At 64.5% G+C, this 18,361-nt stretch carries 15 protein-coding genes, 1 tRNA gene and 1 pseudogene; 6 read left to right on the top strand and 11 right to left on the bottom strand.

Translation table 11 applies throughout. The features are described from left to right. Positions 1-3: 3 nt before the first annotated feature. Positions 4-1,167, bottom strand: coding sequence for a CoA transferase (locus FFS68_RS13630; protein WP_137753751.1), 1,164 nt, complete (start codon positions 1,165-1,167; stop codon positions 4-6). 118 nt (positions 1,168-1,285) lie between these two features. Here FFS68_RS13630 and FFS68_RS13635 point away from each other — a divergent pair, with 118 nt between their 5' ends. Continuing rightward, positions 1,286-2,185: a hydroxymethylglutaryl-CoA lyase gene (locus tag FFS68_RS13635; RefSeq protein ID WP_137753752.1), complete on the top strand. Its 900-nt coding sequence runs from the start codon at positions 1,286-1,288 to the stop codon at positions 2,183-2,185. On the opposite strand, the gene FFS68_RS13640 is transcribed toward FFS68_RS13635, so the two are convergent. Continuing rightward, positions 2,182-3,093: an EamA family transporter gene (locus FFS68_RS13640; protein ID WP_137753753.1), complete on the bottom strand. Its 912-nt coding sequence runs from the start codon at positions 3,091-3,093 to the stop codon at positions 2,182-2,184. The two genes, FFS68_RS13635 and FFS68_RS13640, sit on opposite strands and share 4 nt — an antisense overlap. A 57-nt stretch (positions 3,094-3,150) precedes the next feature. On the opposite strand from FFS68_RS13640, the pseudogene FFS68_RS13645 reads away from it, so the two are divergent. Both FFS68_RS13645 and FFS68_RS13650 read left to right on the top strand, forming a co-directional pair. Further along, positions 3,151-3,375: pseudogene (locus FFS68_RS13645) on the top strand (tyrosine-type recombinase/integrase); the annotation flags it as partial. 75 nt (positions 3,376-3,450) lie between these two features. Next, positions 3,451-4,365: a tyrosine-type recombinase/integrase gene (locus FFS68_RS13650; RefSeq protein ID WP_137753754.1), complete on the top strand. Its 915-nt coding sequence runs from the start codon at positions 3,451-3,453 to the stop codon at positions 4,363-4,365. A 161-nt stretch (positions 4,366-4,526) separates the two neighbouring features. On the opposite strand, the gene FFS68_RS13655 is transcribed toward FFS68_RS13650, so the two are convergent. The 6 genes from FFS68_RS13655 to FFS68_RS13680 form a co-directional block, all read right to left on the bottom strand. Beyond that, positions 4,527-4,602: transfer RNA gene (locus FFS68_RS13655), tRNA-Lys, on the bottom strand. A 111-nt stretch (positions 4,603-4,713) separates the two neighbouring features. Beyond that, entirely contained in the window at positions 4,714-5,820 is a 1,107-nt protein-coding gene (gene rodA / locus FFS68_RS13660) for a rod shape-determining protein RodA (protein WP_137753755.1), read from the bottom strand. After that, on the bottom strand, positions 5,817-7,721 hold the full coding sequence (mrdA, locus tag FFS68_RS13665; protein ID WP_137753756.1) for a penicillin-binding protein 2: 1,905 nt from the start codon (positions 7,719-7,721) through the stop codon (positions 5,817-5,819). The genes rodA and mrdA overlap by 4 nt, the downstream gene beginning before the upstream one ends. A gap of 20 nt (positions 7,722-7,741) precedes the next feature. Next, a complete protein-coding gene (gene mreD / locus FFS68_RS13670) occupies positions 7,742-8,266 on the bottom strand; it encodes a rod shape-determining protein MreD (protein WP_137753757.1) in 525 nt (174 codons plus the stop codon). Then, entirely contained in the window at positions 8,263-9,168 is a 906-nt protein-coding gene (gene mreC, locus FFS68_RS13675) for a rod shape-determining protein MreC (RefSeq protein WP_137753758.1), read from the bottom strand. Before mreC ends, mreD begins: the two co-directional genes overlap by 4 nt. Positions 9,169-9,184: 16 nt before the next feature. Beyond that, positions 9,185-10,231: a rod shape-determining protein gene (locus tag FFS68_RS13680; protein ID WP_088441978.1), complete on the bottom strand. Its 1,047-nt coding sequence runs from the start codon at positions 10,229-10,231 to the stop codon at positions 9,185-9,187. A gap of 195 nt (positions 10,232-10,426) precedes the next feature. Between FFS68_RS13680 and mutL the strand changes: the two genes are divergently transcribed. Together mutL and FFS68_RS13690 are read left to right on the top strand one after the other, a co-directional pair. Then, entirely contained in the window at positions 10,427-12,244 is a 1,818-nt protein-coding gene (gene mutL, locus FFS68_RS13685) for a DNA mismatch repair endonuclease MutL (protein ID WP_137753759.1), read from the top strand. 64 nt (positions 12,245-12,308) lie between these two features. Then, complete coding sequence (locus FFS68_RS13690; protein ID WP_171003880.1) at positions 12,309-13,106, top strand: DUF1206 domain-containing protein; 798 nt, start codon at positions 12,309-12,311, stop codon at positions 13,104-13,106. On the opposite strand, the gene FFS68_RS13695 is transcribed toward FFS68_RS13690, so the two are convergent. Both FFS68_RS13695 and ychF read right to left on the bottom strand, forming a co-directional pair. After that, a complete protein-coding gene (locus tag FFS68_RS13695; RefSeq protein WP_137753761.1) occupies positions 13,103-14,668 on the bottom strand; it encodes an alkaline phosphatase D family protein in 1,566 nt (521 codons plus the stop codon). The two genes, FFS68_RS13690 and FFS68_RS13695, sit on opposite strands and share 4 nt — an antisense overlap. 91 nt (positions 14,669-14,759) lie before the next feature. Next, positions 14,760-15,857: a redox-regulated ATPase YchF gene (ychF, locus tag FFS68_RS13700; RefSeq protein ID WP_137753762.1), complete on the bottom strand. Its 1,098-nt coding sequence runs from the start codon at positions 15,855-15,857 to the stop codon at positions 14,760-14,762. Positions 15,858-15,985: 128 nt separating this feature from the next. Between ychF and FFS68_RS13705 the strand changes: the two genes are divergently transcribed. Further along, positions 15,986-16,636 (top strand): CAP domain-containing protein, encoded by a 651-nt coding sequence (locus tag FFS68_RS13705; protein WP_137753763.1) that lies wholly within the window; start codon positions 15,986-15,988, stop codon positions 16,634-16,636. Between the two features lie 48 nt (positions 16,637-16,684). Here FFS68_RS13705 and FFS68_RS13710 read toward each other — a convergent pair whose 3' ends face one another. Continuing rightward, complete coding sequence (locus tag FFS68_RS13710; RefSeq protein WP_249340160.1) at positions 16,685-18,298, bottom strand: PhoX family phosphatase; 1,614 nt, start codon at positions 18,296-18,298, stop codon at positions 16,685-16,687. Positions 18,299-18,361 lie beyond the last annotated feature (63 nt).

The raw sequence follows: 18,361 nt of genomic DNA on the forward strand, positions 1-18,361 counted from the left end.
GCGTCAAACCTCCCGCCCGAGCCAGCGTTCGAGAACATCGTCCGTATCCTGTCCGACCGTCAGTGGGGCAGGGCGGCGGACGCTGCCCGGCGTTGCCGACAGCTTCGGAAACACCCCCTGCATCGTGACCTCGCCGAATTCCGCATCGGCGACCGTCACCAGCGCCTCGCGCGCAGTGAAATGCGGGTCGCGCATCATGTCCTCGGCATCGAAAACGCGGCCCGCGGGAACGCCCGCCTCGACCATCTTCGCTTCCAGCTCCCCGATCGTCAGCGTCGCGGTCCATTCGCCGATCAGCGCGTCGAGCTCTTCCTGCCGTACCCCGCGCGCGCGGTGCGTGGCATAACGTTCGTCGCTCGCGAGTTCGGGCCGCCCCATCGCTGCCGCAAGCCTCGCGAAGACCCCGTCCTGATTGGCGCCGATCAGATATTCGCCGTCGCGGCACGGATAGACATTCGACGGCGCGATGCCGGGCAGCGTCGACCCGGTACGGCGGCGCTTCGTGCCGCTGGCCGAATAGTCGGACACGGTCGATTCCATCACCTGCAGCACGGCTTCGTAAAGCGCGGAGTCGACAATCTGGCCTTCGCCCGTCTTGCTGCGATGATGCAGCGCCGCGAGCGCGCCCATGCAGCCGTAAGTCGCGGCGAGCGTGTCGCCGATCGACACGCCCATGCGCGCGGGCGGCAGGTCGGGATAGCCGACGATGCCGCGCCATCCGCCCATCGCCTCGCCGATGCCGCCGAAGCCCGCGCGCGCCGAATAGGGCCCCGTCTGTCCATAGCCCGACACGCGCACGACGATCAGCCCGGGGTTGGTCTGGCGCAATTCCGTGGGATCGAGGTTCCATTTCTCCAGCGTGCCGGGGCGGAAATTCTCGATCAATATATCGGCTTTCGCGATCAGTTCGCGCGCCAGCTGCTGGCCTTCCGCCGAGCGGAGATCGGCGGCGACCGAATATTTGTTGCGCGCGATCACGCGCCACCAGCTGGGCTTGTCGCCTTGACCCCAGTTGCGCATCTGGTCGCCGGTCTCAGGCGGTTCGAGCTTGACGATCTCGGCGCCCATGTCGCCGAGCAGCTGACCGCAGAAGGGACCTGCGATCAGCTGGCCCATCTCGACGACCTTGATGCCTTCCAGCGCGCCCCCGCTGCTCGTATCCGTCATATCATTCCTTTCGGGACCGACTCTGATAGAGACGGTTCGCCTCGCTCATGGCTTTCGTATACTTAGAATGCTATGTAATTTTCAACCTGCAAATGACTCGAAAAATTCAGGACGCAAGATGTTGAAAAACCGAACGGTGGAAATGGTCGAAGTCGGCCCCCGCGACGGCCTGCAAAATGAATCGGCGATCGTGTCGACCGCCGACAAGCTCATGCTTGTCCGCCGCGCGATCGACTATGGCATGCGCCGTATCGAGGTGACGAGCTTCGTCAATCCCAACAAGGTACCGCAACTCGCCGATGCTGAGGAACTGGTGGCGATGCTGCCCGAACGTGGCGATGTGACTTATGTCGGGCTGGTCCTCAATCGTCGCGGTGCAGAGCGCGCGCTTGCGACCGGCCGCATCGACGAACTCGGTGCGGTGTGCGTGACGAGCGACAGCTTCGGGATGCGCAATCAGGGCCAGAGTTCGGATCAATCGCTGGTCACGGCGATGGAGATCGTCGCGCTGGCGAAAGCGGCCGGGCGCGGCGGACAGATCACCATCGCCACCGCGTTCGGATGCCCGTTCGAGGGGCGGGTATCGATCGATCGCGTCGTCGAAATGGCAAAGCGCGCCGCCGATGCGGATCCCCGAGAAATCGCGCTTGCCGATACGATCGGGGTTGGCGTGCCGACAGAGGTGTCGGAGATGGTCGGCCGCGTGCGCGAGGCGGTCGGCAACGTGCCGGTGCGCGTCCATTTCCACAATACGCGCGGCACCGGTATCGCCAATGTCTGGGCGGCGGTGGCTGAAGGCGCGGCAACGGTCGATGCGTCGCTTGGCGGATTGGGCGGCTGTCCCTTTGCGCCTGGCGCGGCAGGCAATGTCGCGACCGAGGATGTCGTCTATCTGCTCGAACGCAGCGGCGTCGAAACCGGGGTGATGCTTCCGCAGGTGATCGAAGCGGCCGGATGGCTCACGGGCGTCATGGGCCGTCCGCTTCCCGCGATGGTTAGCAAGGCGCCGGCCTTTTAAAAGGTCGCGAACAGCGCCATCACGACGCCGCCGACGACGAGTAACAGCCCGACGATCTCGTGCCAGCGGACGGGTTCGCGCAGGTAGAAATGCGCAAAACCGATCGTGAAGATCACTTCGACTTGTCCGACGATCCGCACCAGCGCCGCGGGCGCCGCTGCAAAACCGATGTACCAGCACGCCGAACCGAGCGCCGAGAGCAGGCCGACCTGGCTTGACGTCCGCCATTGCCGGAAGACAGCGCGGAACGTGTCACGGTCGCGCACGACGACCCATGCGAGATGGAGTCCGGTCTGGATCGCCATCACGACGACGAGTGTGACGAGCGCCGAACCGATGAGGTCGACGTCTTCCAGTTCGGCCGTGGCCAGTTTGACCGCGATCGCGGCGAGCGCAAACATCGACCCTGCGCCAAGGCCGCACAGCGCAGCGGGTTGCCCTAGCGCTCGCCAGATTTCGCGGACTGATACGCCGCGTCCGGCCAGCGCCAGCGTCAACACGCCGGCGACGCCCGCGACGATGCCGATCCACGCCAGCAGCGGGAGGCGCTCGCCGAGGAAAAGTGCCGTCACCAATGCCGCCTGCACCGCTTCGGTTTTGGAAAAGGCGGTACCGACGACGAAGCCGCGATGGCCGAACGCCATGATGAGAAATATTGTCCCGACCATCTGCGTGACCGCGCCCGCAATAGTGAATCCAAGGAAGGCCGTGCTGAAAGCCGGGATAGACATGCCCTGAATCGTCAACCAGATGGCGGCGAAGCCGAGGGCAAAGGGCAGGCCGTAAAGATAGCGGACAAGTCCGGCGCCGCTGATGCTGAGTTCGGCGCGCAGGCGCTGTTGGAGCGCGGTGCGCCACGCCTGAAGTAATCCTCCAAGCAGAGAGGCGGGAAGCCAGATCGGATTCATGCGGTCGCCCCTTCGTGCGCCCCCTTATCGCGTTGCCTTTTTCTGTCAATCGACGTGTATGCGCGGCTTGTTGACGAGTGGGTCACCGCAGTTGGCCTTCGAAGCGAAGACTATGGAACACATTCGCTCCGAACAACGAAGGCGTCGATTATCTACAAGGCGACCGGAAATTTGCGCGCCTTACAAATTCTTCTGGGTCACACCAAAATTGAAAACACTGTCCGATACCTCGGCGTTGATGTGGAAGATGCGCTGACGTTGGCGGAAGGCATCGAAGTCTAACCATCAAATCTCGATATCCTTGGGAGCGAGCGCTCTGGATCATCTTGGAAGCGTCGCGAACGCCGCCGGAAGCAGGTGGAACACCGATTTGATCGCTACGTTGAGCTTTTCACCGAAGAGTATCTCAAGCGGCGTTGGAAGGACTGGTCGCGCATCCGCTCGATGCTTGTCCATTATGCGGTGCCGACTATCGGAACCAAACGAATTTCGGATGTCCGGCGGTCAGACCTTACAGCAATCTATCGACGCTTGGAAAACCGGCCGTCGGTTGCGCGGGCGATGCACGCGACGCTGCGCAAAATGTTCAAATGGGCAATGAGCCGCGACGATCTCAAGCATTCTCCGGTCCAAGGAGTGGATGCTCCTCCTCCGCCTAAACCCCGTAATCGCTACCTCTCAACCGAAGAATTGCGTTGCGCCTGGAAAGCAAGTTTCCAGCTTATGGGGCATTATGGTCCGGCGTTTCGGCTGATGATCTTGACGGGCCAGCGGCGTGGCGAAGTGATCGGGTTGGATTGGTCCGAATTGCGACGTGAAGGCAGCCGATGGGACTTGCCAGCCGAAAGGTCAAAGAATGGCCGTCCGCATCTTATCCCGCTTAGCAAGCAGGCAATCGCGCTGCTTGACGCCGTCGCCTGTGAGAAAGATTGGCCGTCACATGGCTTGGTGTTCCTGTCGAGCTATGGGACGCGTCTGAGTGCATTCTCAAAAGTTAAGGAGAAATGGGACGCGATGATCGTTAGAAAAATGAGGTCAGCGGAGGAGAGTGCCGTATTGGCGCCTCGGCGGATTCACGACATTCGCCGAACGGTCGCAACGGGGATGCAGGCATTGCAGATCAGGATGGAAATCATCGAGTCCGTTCTCAATCATCTCTCCGGGACGAAGAGCGGCATTGTTGGTGTGTACCAATGCTACCCGTATCAGGAGGAGAAGCGCCAAGCGATGAAGCAATGGGGAAGACACATCAAAAAGCTGACTGCGTCGTGACATTTCGGCCCGCAATTATGCTACGAGAATTTGTGTAAGCAACCGATATTGTTTGATAAAGTTCGACGGCCGTCGTCCATTGCGTGCTTACCCGGTGCTTACACGGCATCTGCAGCGTTTGATAAATCTCTCAAGATTGGCCGCTAAGTCTTTGAAAGAAATGGTGGACGCACTAGGGCTCGAACCTAGGACCCGCTGATTAAGAGTCAGCTGCTCTACCAACTGAGCTATGCGTCCACTGCCGTTTTCGGCGCGCTTGGCGGCGGCGAGTTATCCACTTTGCTGCGAAGCGAGCGGCCCGCTATCATGCCCATCGGGGGATGGCAATGGCTGGCGCGAAGATTTTTCTCAATGAAAGCGGCGCGTCCCCGTTTTGCTGTCGTTTTCGATCGCCAGGATGATACCGACGCAGGTCATGATCGTCAGCATCGACGACCCGCCATAGGAAAACAGCGGCAGCGGGATGCCGACCACGGGCGCCAGCCCCATCACCATCATCAGGTTGATCGCGATGTAGAAAAAGATCGTCATCGTCAGCCCCGCGGCGGTCAACTGGCCAAAACGGGTGCGCGCTCTCAGCGCGACGCGGGTCGACCAGCGGAGCAGCAGGAAAAAGGCAAACAGCAGCCCCAGCCCGCCGATCAGCCCCCATTCCTCGGCCATGGTGGCAAAGATGAAGTCGGTATGCCCCTCGGGCAGATAGTCGAGGTGGCTTTGCGACCCGTTGAGGAACCCCTTGCCGCCGATGCCGCCCGATCCGATGGCAATCTTTGACTGGCTGATATGGTAACCGGCGCCGAGCGGATCGCTCTCGGGGTCGAGAAAGATCAGCACCCGCTTTTGCTGATAATCGTGAAGGAACGAGAACAGCACGGGCAGCGCCGCGGCGCCAGCGATCGCGGTGCTGCCGAACCACCAAAAGGGCAGGCCGGCGGCGAACATCACCACCACGCCGCCGATACAGATCGACAGCGCGGTGCCAAGGTCGGGTTGCAGCATGACCAGCGCGGCGGGCAGGCCGATCATCACCAGCGCCGGCCATAATGCGGTGAAACTATGGGTATTGCCGGGCGGCAATTGCGCATAGAAGCGCGCCAGCGCCACGACGATCGTGACCTTCATCAGCTCGGATGGCTGCAGGTTCATGAAGCCGAGGTTCAGCCAGCGCTGGCTTCCCCCACCGACAAAGCCGAGCAGCTCGACCGCAATCAGCAGGATGAGCACCCCGATATAGGCGATGTACGAGAAATCCTCGAAGATCCGGATCGGAAAGCGCCCGATGACCAGCGCGACGGTCAGGAAGACCAGGAACCGCACGCCCTGTTGCAAGGCCCACGGCGACCAATTGCCGCCCGCCGCCGAATAGAGGACGAGCAGGCCGAAACCGGTGATCGCGCTGAGCACCGCGATCAGTTTCCATGGGATGCGCTGGATGGCGGGCGGCACGACGATCATTGCGGCACCTCCGGGTCGGGGTCGCTCGACGCGCCCGATTTCCACGCCGCATAGTCGCGGTCCATCCGTTCCTTGATCGTGCCGCCCCAGCCCGCCTCAAACGTCTCCAGCGCTTCCATCGCCTTTTCGCGGTCAAAGAGGAAGGTCATGAAATCCTTGGCCACCGGGGCTGCGGCGCGCGCGCCGCCCATGCCATGTTCGATCACCACCGCCGTCGCGTAGCGCGGATTGACGACCGGCGCAAAACCGATGAACAGGCCGTGATCGCGAAATTTCCACGTGCCGCTTTTGCCGTTTCCGGTGCCGAGTCCGCGAACCTGCGCGGTGCCCGTTTTGCCCGCCATGGTGATGCCGTCGAGCGGCAGACGGCTACGCACCGCGGTGCCCGCGCCGTTGACGACCAGATCCATGCCCTGGCGCGCGACCGCGAGCGCCTCGGGCGAAAAGGGCAGCGGCTCGTTCCTGAATTCGCGGTTGATCAGGCGGGGATACAGCCGCCGCCCCGACGCGATCCGCGCCGTCATCACCGCCAGCTGGAGCGGATTTACGCTGACATAGCCTTGCCCGATAACCGCGTTGAGCGAATCCGACGCCGACCATTGCTGGTCGTATTTCTTCATCTTCCACGCGCTGTCGGGAATGGTGCCATATCGCTGGTTGCTGCCCGCCAGCTGAAATTCCTCGCCCAGCCCCAGCAGTTTCGCGGTCGGCGCCATCGCGTCATAGCCCAGCCGGTGGGCGAGCCAGTAGAAATAGCTGTTGCAGCTTTTCATGATCGCCGTCGGCATATCGACGCTGCCATGGGTGCCCAGACAGCGGAAAAAGCGGTTGCCCAGGCGGTAGCCGCCGATGCAGGTATGGCGCTCGCTCGGATCGACGCCATGCTCGACTGCCGCGATCGCCGCCATCGGTTTCAGTGTCGAACCCGGCGGATACAGCCCGCGCGTCGCCTTGTTGATCAGCGGTTGATGGTCGTCGGCGCGCAGCCAGCTATATTCGCTGTTGCTGATCCCGTCCGAAAAGCTGTTCGGATCGAAGCTCGGCATCGAGACAAAGGACAAGATGTCGCCGTTGGTACAGTCGATGACGACCGCCGCGCCCGACTCGCGTCCCATCCGCCGTGCGACAAATTCCTGCAGATCGGCGTCGATGGTCAGATGGACGGTCTTGCCCTGCACATCGGGCTGGGTTTCCAGATCGCGCACCACCTTGCCGCGCGCGGTGACCTCGACCCGCCGTCCACCGGGCTCGCCCTTCAGCATCGGCTGGAAATATTTCTCCAGCCCATCCTTGCCGATTTTATACCCCGGCGTGATGTACAGCGGGTCCTTTGCCTTTTGATATTCTTCGGCGTTGGGCGCGCCGACATAGCCGATCAGATGCCCGACCGCGGCGCCGGTCGGATAATTGCGCGCAAAGCCGCGCTGCGGGGCGATGCCGGGCATTTCGGGCAAGCGGACCAGGATCGACGCATATTCGGCCTCGGTCATGTCTTCGGCGACCGCGACCGGCTGAAACCCCGATGCCGCCTTCAGGTCGCGGTTGATCCGGTCCATCGCATCGCCGTCGAGCCGCAACAACGTGCGCAATTGCCCCAGCACCAGGTCCTTGTTGTGCAATCGGTCGGGAATGATGTCGATGCGCAGCGACACGCGATTGTTCGCCAGCGCCTTGCCATGGCGGTCGACGATCCACCCGCGCCGCGGCGGCACCAGCGTCAGATTGACCCGGTTGCTTTCCGATTCCAGCACATAGCGATCATTGTCGACGACCGAGATATAGGCCATGCGGGCCGCCAGCGCGACCCCGACCGCCGCCTGCGCGCCGCCTACGACAAGCGCGCGGCGGGTGAAGGTGATTCCCCTCCAGGCTTCGGTAATGGGCGGGCTTTTGCGCGGCATCTGGTTTCTGATTAGCGGGATTATCGGCGTTTCAGGCGGAAATTGTCAAACTTGCCGGTGAGCCGCATGAACAGCGGGACGAGCAGCGCCGAAATGATGATTTGCGGCACCACCAGCCCCAGCACGCGCCCGGTCGCGGCGCCGGGATGGACGATCAGCGCCGCAAGCGACTGAATGATCGCGATCAACAGCGCCGCGATCGCCCAGTCGTGCAGAAAGCCGCGCCAATAGATGCGCTGCGACGAATAATGGATCGCGATGCTGGCCAGCGTCCACAGCCCGACCGCGGTGCCGATCGGCTGACCGCTGAACAGATCATCCCACAATCCCAGCGGCAGGCCGATCCACACCGGCCACATTTCGGTGCGCAGCAATTGCCAGCACAGAAAGAACAGCAGCCCCAGCGGCGGCAGCACCGGCGAATTGGCCACCAGCGGCAGCATCAGCGGCAGCGCCGAGGCGAACATCACCGTCGCCACCGGCACGATCCGCATCCGCCACAACGAAGCCGGTTCGCCCAGACGCGGCGCGGCGCGATTGTTCATGGGGTGGCGCCTGCGGGCGCTGCGGGCGGTGGGGCAGGGGCTGCCTGTGCCTCGATATTGTCGGGGGTATAGGGACGCAGAACCGACACCGCATCGACCTTGCCGGGGTCGGCGAGGGGGCGGGCGAGGGCGCCGTCGTCCTGGCGCCGCACGACGATCGCGACCGGGATGTTCGGCGGATAAAGGCCGCCGGTGCCCGATGTGACCAAGATGTCGCCGGGCTTGAACGGATTGTTGGCGATGTTGAGGGTGCGAATGTCCAGATCGCCGTTGCCGCGGCCATAGGCCAGCGCGGGCAGGCCGTCGCGGGCGCGGCGGACGGGAACGATATTGTCGACGTCGGTGAGCAGCAGCACCTGCGACACCGACGGGCCGCTGCTGAGGACGCGGCCGATCAACCCGTCGGCAGCGCGCACCGGCTGGCCCGCGGTCACGCCCAGCTTGCGCCCGATGCTCAGCAGCGCGATGCGTTTGCTGCTGGTCGAAGTCGATGTGAGCAGATAGCCGTTGGCGAGCGCGGTCTTGTCGGTTTCCTGCAATTTGAGCAGCGCCTTCAGCTGGCGGTTCTCTTCCTGCAAGGAACTGGTCGCGACCAGCTCGCGGCGCGTGTCGGCCAGTTCGCTGCGCAGCCGCCGGTTCTGCGAACCTGCGCTGACATAGGCCCCGACGGTGTCGTCGATGCCCGAAATCGACCCGATGACCGACCGCGACACGCGCGCGACCGGCGCGGTGATTTCCTGGCTTACCACCCGCAATTGGGCAAAGCCGATGGGGTCAACGACCGACAGGATCGCCAGCAACAGCCCGGCGACGGCGCCTGTCACCGCGATGACATAGGCCGCGAACAGGCTGTACTGGGCCTTTCGGGATTGCCCCGGACGTCGATGTACCGGGCGGACCATGGCGGAGCTTAAACGATCAAGCTTGCTGGAGTACGCCGCGGAACGCGGGATCTTCCATCGCGCGGCCGGTGCCGATCGCGACGCAGGTCAGCGGATCGTCGGCGACCGTGACGGGCAGTCCGGTCGCTTCCTTCAGCAGTTCGTCGAGCTCGGCGATCAGCGCGCCGCCGCCGGTCAGGACGATGCCCTGATCGACAATGTCGGCGGCGAGTTCGGGGGCGGTGTTTTCCAGCGCGATGCGGACGCCCTCGACGATCGTCCCGATCGGTTCGGACAGCGCTTCGGCGATCTGCGCCTGATTGATCGAGATTTCCTTGGGTACCCCGTTGACGAGGTCGCGGCCCTTGATGTGGATCGTCAGCCCGACGCCATCGGCGGGGATGCGCGCGATGCCGAAGTCCTTCTTGATCCGCTCGGCGGTCGCTTCACCGATCAGCAGATTATGGTGGCGACGCACATAACTGACGATCGCTTCGTCCATCTTGTCGCCGCCGGCGCGGACCGAGGTGGTGTAAGCGAGGCCGCGGAGCGACAGCACCGCGACTTCGGTGGTGCCGCCGCCGATGTCGACAACCATCGACCCGATCGGTTCGGTCACCGGCATATCGGCGCCGATCGCGGCGGCCATCGGTTCTTCGATCAGCCACACTTCGCTGGCGCCCGCGTTCGACGCGGCGTCACGGATGGCGCGGCGCTCGACGCTGGTCGAACCGCTGGGCACGCAGATCACGATTTCGGGGCTGCGGAACGCGTTGGGCTTGCCGCCGTGGACCTTGGTGATGAAGTGCTTGATCATCTGTTCGGCGACGTCGATGTCGGCGATGACGCCGTCACGCAGCGGGCGGATCGCCTCGATGCTGTCGGGGGTCTTGCCCATCATCAGCTTCGCGTCGTCGCCAACCGCCTTGACCCGCTTGATCCCGTTGATCGTCTCGACCGCAACGACCGAGGGCTCGTTCAGGACAATGCCCTTGCCGCGCACATAGACCACCGTGTTGGCGGTGCCGAGATCGATGGCCATGTCCTGGGAGTTGAATTTGAACCAGCGAGAAAAGAATGACATCGATACTGCTTCCCTGTCCTCGGCGCTGGCCCTGGGGAAGGACCACGCCGCCGCGTCGTTACACCTGCGCGCCCGGCCGGCGACAGGACCAATCAGGGAGAGATTCCGGCTCGGCCGACGGGGGCGGGCTGGACAATATGATAAGGCTGTGCGGGTGGGTCGCGATTTGCGCTCGACTGCGCTAGGACAGCCCCCATGTCAATACGTCGCCTGCCTGAAACGCTCGTAAATCGGATCGCAGCCGGTGAAGTGGTCGAAAGACCCGCCGCAGCGCTCAAAGAACTGGTCGAAAACGCCATCGACGCCGGGGCGACGCGCATCTCGGTGCGAATCGCTGAGGGTGGAATTTCGCGGCTCGAGGTCGAGGATGATGGCTGCGGGATGACCCCCGCCGACATGGCATTGGCGCTCGAACGCCATGCCACATCGAAGCTGCCCGATGACGCGATCGAGGATGTCACGACGCTGGGCTTTCGCGGCGAGGCGCTGCCCTCGATCGCCAGTGTTGCGCGGCTGACATTGGAAAGCCGCGTCGCGGGCGGCGATGGCTGGCGGCGGGTTGTCGACAATGGCGTCGTGGCCGCCGAAGGCCCGGCGGCGCTGGCGAACGGCACGCGCGTCGTCGTCGAAGATTTGTTCGCGCGCGTTCCCGCCCGCCGCAAATTCCTGCGCAGCGCGCGCAGCGAATATGCCGCGTGCCTCGACGTCGTGAAGCGGCTCGCGATGGCGCGGCCCGATGTCGGTTTCATCGTCGAGCATGACGGGCGCCGCGCGCTCGATGTGCAGGGCGGGCAAGACCAGTTGAGCCGCGTTGCGGCGCTGACCCAGCGCGATCTCGCCGCGAACAGCATCGGGATCGATCTCGATCGCGGTGACGTCCATATCGGCGGGGTGATCAGCCTGCCGACTTACAATCGCGGCATTGCCGACCATCAATATCTGTTCGTCAACGGCCGCCCGGTGAAGGACCGGCTGCTCGTCGGGGCGCTGCGCGGCGCCTATGCCGATCTGCTCGCGCGCGATCGTCATCCGGTTGTCGCGCTGTTCCTCGACGTTCCCGGCGGCGAGGTCGACGTCAACGTCCATCCCGCCAAGACCGAGGTGCGCTTTCGCGACCCGCAGCTGATCCGCGGCATGATCGTCGGCGGGCTGCGCCGTGCGCTCGACGAGCATGGTTTTCGCAGCGTCCAGCGTCCCGCCGAAGCCGCGCTGGCGGCGTGGCAGCAGGAACCGGTCGCGCCGCCCGCTCCGACCCTGTTCGCCGCACATCTGCCCTATCCGCACGCGCCGGCGACGCATCTGTTCGGCGCCGACACCGATCCCGCGACACACGCGCTTCTGCGCGACCGCGTCGTCGATTTTGCGCCGCCCCGCGATGCCCTGCCGATGGGCCGCGCCGAAGCCGCAACCGCGCCGGTGCCGCACGGTGACGCGCATCCGCTCGGCATCGCGCGCGGCCAGATCGCCCGCACCTACATCGTTGCCGAGGCCGAAGACGGCCTCGTCATCGTCGACCAGCACGCCGCGCACGAACGCCTTGTCCTAGAGCAACTCCGCCGCGCCATGAGCGGGCAGGCGGTGCCAAGCCAAGGTCTGCTCCTCCCCGAAGTCGTCGAACTCGACGAACCTGCGTGCGACCGGCTCGAAGCCGCGGCGGTGCAGCTTGCGGCGCTCGGGGTCGAGCTCGAACGCTTCGGCCCCGCAGCGGTCATGGTGCGCGCGACCCCGGCGATGCTCGGCGCGATCGACTGCCGCAAACTCGTCACCGACATTGCCGACGATCTGGCGGGCTATGACGCCGCACTCGGGCTCAACGAAAAGCTCGAACTGGTCGCCGCCACCATGGCCTGCCACGGCTCGGTCCGCGCCGGCCGCACGCTGAGCGTTGCCGAAATGAACGCGCTGCTCCGCACGATGGAGGTCACCCCGCACAGCGGCCAGTGCAACCATGGCCGCCCGACGTGGGTCAAACTGGCGATGGACGACGTCGAGCGGCTGTTCGGTCGGAAATAGACGTCCACGGAACCGCGCTCGCGCCGGGACGTTGCCTGACGACATTCCGACAGGAGCCAACCCGATGAACCGATTGCGCCGCCTCGAAACCTTTGCCCGCGCAGGTTGGTGCGCGCGGGGCGTCGTTTATTGCCTGCTCGCCTTTTTTGCGCTGACCAGCGCCAACGCGTCCGACGCCAGCCCGCAAGGCGTGTTCCGCGCGGTGAAAGACATGTCGGGCGGCCCCTATCTGCTCGCGCTGCTGGCGATCGGTCTTGCGCTTTATGGCGCGTATCGCCTCTATGGCGCGGCGCTCGACAGCGAAGGCAAAGGCGACGATGCGAAGGGCATCGCGATCCGCATCGGCCATGTGGCCAGCGGGATTGCGCATTTCATCCTGGCATGGGCGGCGGTCCGGCTCGCATCGGGCCGTGCCGCCGCCGGTAATGGCGACCAGGAGCAAGCGGCAGCCGGGATGCTGCTCGACATGCCGCTGGGTGGCACCCTGCTCGGCGCCATTGGACTATGCTTTCTCGCCGCGGCCGCGCATCAGGCGATGAAAGCCTGGACCACCGAATTCATGCAGGGCGTCGCCGCCGATGCGCCCGCGTGGGTCGTCCCCGTCGGCCGCGGCGGCCTCGCCGCGCGCGCGGTGGTGTTCGCGGTCATCGGCGTGTCGCTGATCCGCGCCGGCTGGTTCGACTCGGCAGGCGAGGTCAAAGGGCTTGGCGATGCGCTGTCGGCGCTGACCGAACATGCCGAGCTCTATCTGCTCGTCGCCGCCGGTCTGTTCCTGTTCGGCGTCCACAGTTTCGTCGAAGCCAAGTGGCGCCGCATCCGCGACGAGGATGTCGTCACGCGGCTGAAAGCCGCCGCCAGCTAAGCCATCTTGATCCCGGCAACGCCGTTCTCGACCACCGCGGTCGCGCGCTTCGATAGCGTGTTCACCGGCGTCGTCACCTTGTCGACGACCATGAAATGCGTCTGCCACGCCTCGCGATTGACGTCGCACACCAGATAGCCGCGCTGGTCGTTGGCGAATTTCAGTTCGGGGTTGCGCGCCAGCCACTCGTCGGTGCCGCTGCGCTTGTCGCTGCCGTCGCCGCCGCTCGAAATCGAGGTTGCGACGAATTCGGCGCCGACGACCTTGTCCTTCAACACCAGGTCGCCGCAAAAATTCTGATGCTCGTCACCGGTCAGCACCACGCAGTTGTCCAGTCCGCCCAGCCGCGACAACATCCGCTCGCGCGGTGCTTCATAACCCGCCCAGCTGTCGAGATTGACGATCTTCTTGGGCTCGTCGGGTTTGCGCCGCCGGTCGAGCGACATCATCGTCACCTGCTGCGCCAGCGCATTCCACGTCGCGCCGCGCTTGCTCAAATTCTTGTTCAGCCACTCTTCCTGCGCGCGGCCCAGCACCTGCGCTTCCTTGGCAAACACCTCGGGACACGCCGGTTTGAACCCGTCACCGCACGGCTGGTCGTCGCGATATTGCCGCGTGTCGAGCAGCTGCATCGCCATCAGGTCACCGTAGCGAAATTCGCGGTTCATCGCGACCATGCCGCCGCGTGGGAGCAGCGCCTTGCGCACCGGCATATGTTCGTACCATGCCTGCATCGCCGCCTGCTTTTTCAGCATGAACACTTCGGGTGACGGCGCGTCGGGATCGTTGCCGGGCAGGTCGAGCGCCCAATTGTCGATGTCGGACACCCAGTCGTTGATGATCTCGTGATCGTCGAAACTCGACAGATGCGCGTGGACCGAGCGTACCGCCTGCTGGTCGATGTCGAGTAAGGTTTGCGCATAGGCGGCGCGAAAGTCTGTGACGTCGACCAGCGCGCGCTGCTCGTACCGCCGTACCGGCCGGATCGGCAGGCCGCTGTCGTAGAGATAATTCTGCTGATACTCGTAAATGAAGTCGCCATAATGATAGACGAACGCCAGGTCTTCGCGCGCCATGTGGCGATAGGCGCCGTAAAATCCGGACTCGAAATGCTGGCATCCGGCAACCCCGAATTTCAGGGCGTCGACCTTGGCGCCGGGGGCGGGCAGGGTGCGCGCGCGGCCGCGCAGGCTGCGCTCGCCCGCCGCGGTAAAGCGATAAAAATAGAGGCGATCGGGCAGCAGCCCCGCCACTTCGACATGGACGCTGTGCGCCAGTTCGGGCCGCGCCAGTTCGGTCCCCTTGGCGACGACATCGCGAAACCCCGTATCGCTCGCGACCTCCCATTCGACCGGCACATTGGTCAGCGGCATGCCGCCGTGCCGCTCCATCGGTTCGGGCGCCAGCCGCGTCCAGATGACGAAACCATCGCTGGCCGGGTCGCCCGCCGCGACCCCCAATTTGAACGGAAAATCGCGCAATATGCCCTGCGACCGGACGATCGCTGGCGCAGCAAGACCGGCAAGGGTCGCCCCGGCAAGGAAATGGCGGCGGTTGTACATGGCTAGGCTCCCGGGGATGCGAATCGCTTCCCCTCGATAGCGGAGCCGCGCGTGACATCAATGACCGAAGCCGGACCCGCCGACGCGCGGGTCAGCTGTGCAGGAAGTGCATCACGTCGCCGTCGTGGACGACATAGGCTTTGCCCTCGGCGCGCAGCTTGCCGGCTTCGCGCGCCCGTGCTTCGCCGCCCAGCGCGACATAATCGGCATAGGCGATCGTTTCGGCGCGGATGAAACCCTTCTGGAAATCGCTGTGGATCTCGCCCGCGGCCTCGGGCGCGGTGGCGCCGGTGTGGACGGTCCACGCCCGCGCTTCCTGCGGCCCGACGGTGAAAAAGGTGATCAGGTGGAGCAGCTCGTATCCGGCGCGGATGACGCGCGCGAGGCCGGTTTCGTGCAGTCCCATTTCTTCGAGGAACTCCAGCCGGTCGGCCATGCCCATCGTCACCAGTTCGCTTTCGATCGCGGCCGAAACGACGACCGCCTGCGCGCCCTCGGCGGCCGCCTTGGCGAACACTTTTTCCGAAAACGCATTGCCGTTCGCGGCGCTGCCTTCGTCGACGTTGCAGACGTACAGCACCGGCTTGCTGGTCAGCAGCTGCGCGGTGCGGAGGACGCGGGCTTCCTCCTCATCCTTCGGCTCGGTTAGCCGCGCCGGCTTGCCGTCGCGCAGCAGCTCAAGCGTCTGGCCCAGCACCGACGCGGCGATCTTGGCTTCCTTGTCGCCCTGTGCGGCTTTTTTCACAAAGGCAGGAACGCGCTTCTCCAGGCTTTCCAGATCGGACAGCAGCAATTCGGTCTCGACCGTCTCGGCATCGGCGACCGGATCGACCCGGTTTTCGACATGCTGGATGTCGTCATCCTCGAAACAGCGCAGCACGTGAACGATCGCATCGACTTCGCGGATATTGCCCAGGAACTGGTTGCCCAGCCCTTCGCCCTTCGACGCGCCGCGGACCAGCCCGGCGATATCGACGAAGGCGAGCTGGGTCGCGATGATCTTTTTGCTGCTCGCGATCGCCGCCAGCTTTTCCAGCCGCGCGTCGGGCACCGCGACATTGCCGATGTTCGGCTCGATCGTGCAAAAGGGATAATTGGCCGCCTGCGCCGCCGCCGTTTCGGTCAGCGCGTTGAACAGGGTGGACTTGCCGACGTTGGGCAGTCCGACGATGCCGCATTTGAAACCCATAAAAACTCCGTGTCATCGGCATCAGGCCGGTGTTGCTGCGCCCCTAGCGCCAAGTGCGCCCCGATGCCAGCCTTTGCGGGCGCCGCCGGGTCGTTGCGGCAGGTTCAGCCTTGCGGCATTACGCGGGCATGATGAGAAAATCCCGACCCATCGCTGCCGCTGCCGCGCTGATGGCGCTTGCGGCGGTGGCCGCCGATGCGGCGCCGAACCGCTTTGAATCGGGCGTGTTTGCCGAACTCAATCGGTTCCGCAGCGACCCCGCCGCCTATACGGATTACCTGCGCGACTATCGGCCGCGCTTCGAGGGCAAGCTGCTGGTCAGCGACGACGACAGCGAAATCGACATCATGACGCGCGAGGGCGTCGCGGCGGTCGATGAGGCGATCCGCGATCTGCGCCGCGAAAAACCCTTGCCCGAACTGACGTGGAGCGAGACACTGGCGCGCGCCGCCGCCGATCATGTCGCGGCGCAATCGCGATCGGGGGCGGTCGGCCATTACACCGGCGGCCGCGGTCCCGGCGAAAGGGTGAAGGCGCGCGGCGGCGGACCCTATGTCAACGAAGTCATCACCTATGGCCACCACAGCCCCGCCGGCGTCGTCGATCAATTGCTGATCGACGACGGCGTCCCCGACCGCGGCCATCGCCACAGCCTGCTGCGCCCAACGCACCGCTATGCCGGCGTCGGGTGCGGGACGCACAAGGTCCATCGCACGATGTGCGTGATCCTGATGTCCCAAACGCCCGACGGCGCGCCGCCGCCACCGCCGAAACGCTAGCCCTAGCGGCCACCGCCTGCCCCGAAGGGACAGGCGGTGGCGCCTGGTTCAGTTGCCGACCGGCTGGTTGTCGGTGCGCCGCACGACGATCGTCGATGACCGCGGCTGCTGTCCCGCTACCGGCCAATTACCCGTCGGATGCTGGATATTGACGAAGAAGGTGCGCAGGTCCGGGGTGTACGTCAGGCCGGTGATCTCACAGCCGAGCGGGCCGACCAGGAAGCGTTTCGACTGTTTGGTGACCTGATCGACATAGAACATGGCGTTATGCCCAAAGGCCTGATCGATCGACCGGCCTGCGACGCCCGAATTGCCCGGCACGCTATGGTCGGTCTGTACCCACAGACGCCCTTGCGGGTCGATGGCAATGCCGTCGGGGCTGGAGAAGGTGTCGCCGTTGATATTGCCGGTCAGGTTGCTGCCCCCCGCCGCCAGCGTCGGATCGCCCGCGAGCAGGAAGATTTCCCAGCGGAAGGTCGTCGCCAGCGGCGAATTGCCCTGTTCGCTGAACTTGATGATGTGCCCGTGCAAATTGGTCGTGCGCGGGTTCATCGGGTTGGTGACCCGGCGGCCGCTGTTGTTGGTCAGGGTGACGAACACCGCCGAATTGTCGGGCGCGACGGTGATCCATTCAGGACGGTCCATGACGGTGCCGCCCGCGACGCGGGCCGCCGATTTGCAATTGATCAGCACGTCAGCCTGGTTGCCGAAATTGACGATCGTCGGCGTTGACGGGGTCGTGCTCTGGCTGTTGTTGCCAGGGTCCGACGCGCCGGCGGCCAGGCCGTTCTGGCCCACGACCAGCGCCCGCCATTCGCCGGTACCGTCGCCGTTGAAGCGCGCAACATACAGCGTGCCGGAATCAAGCAGGTCGGTGTTCGCGGCGCGATTGGTCGCGCTATACGCGCGGTCGGGGACAAATTTATAGATGCAGCCCGGCGTGCTGTCGTCGCCCATATAAAAGGCGGTGCGGCGGTCGCTGTTTTCCATGAACGCGACATTTTCATGGTCGAAACGGCCCATCGCGGTGCGCTTGGTCGGCTGGGCCAGCTCGCGTCGCGGATCGATTTCGATGACCCAGCCATAGCCGGTGGCGGGTTGCGTCGGGTCGAGGTAATTGTCGGTCGTCTCTTCGCAGGTCAGGTACGTTCCCCACGGGGTGCGACCGCTCGCGCAATTGTTGAGCATGCCCTTGACCGGCGCCGCGACGACGCTCGCGGCGGGTCCGCCGACGCGATAGCTGCTGTTGCCGGTATAGCGACGGTTGTACGTCGACCCGGCCTGCACGGCCCATTTGCCATCGCTGCCCTTGGCGATTTCAACGACGCTGATGCCGACCGCCGACAGCGCGAGCGCCTTCTGATCCGCCGTGGCGGTCGCGGCATTATAACTGCCCGACATCAGAATATTGAGATCGGGATATTCATGATTGATCGCCAGCAGGCCGCGGTTGTTGGCGTCGACCCCCGGAAAGGCAAAATATTCCATGCCGTCATGGTTCCCGCCCGCCCATTTTTCGGCGACCGCCGGGGTGGGGAAGCTGCCGGTATAAGCGGCGCCGCTTTCAACCGAATCGCCCGCCTTCAGCAGCACATCGACGGTATAGCCCGCGGGGACCGTCACCGCGTCATTCTGGTTCGCCGCGACCGCGGCAAAGGTCACGGCAAAGCTGACCGGTGGCGGGGTCGGGGTCTGTCCCTTCTACACATCTGACGCTGCCGACGA

Source organism: Sphingopyxis sp. L1A2A, from assembly GCF_005502465.1.
In the GTDB taxonomy this organism is placed as follows: Bacteria; Pseudomonadota; Alphaproteobacteria; order Sphingomonadales; family Sphingomonadaceae; genus Sphingopyxis.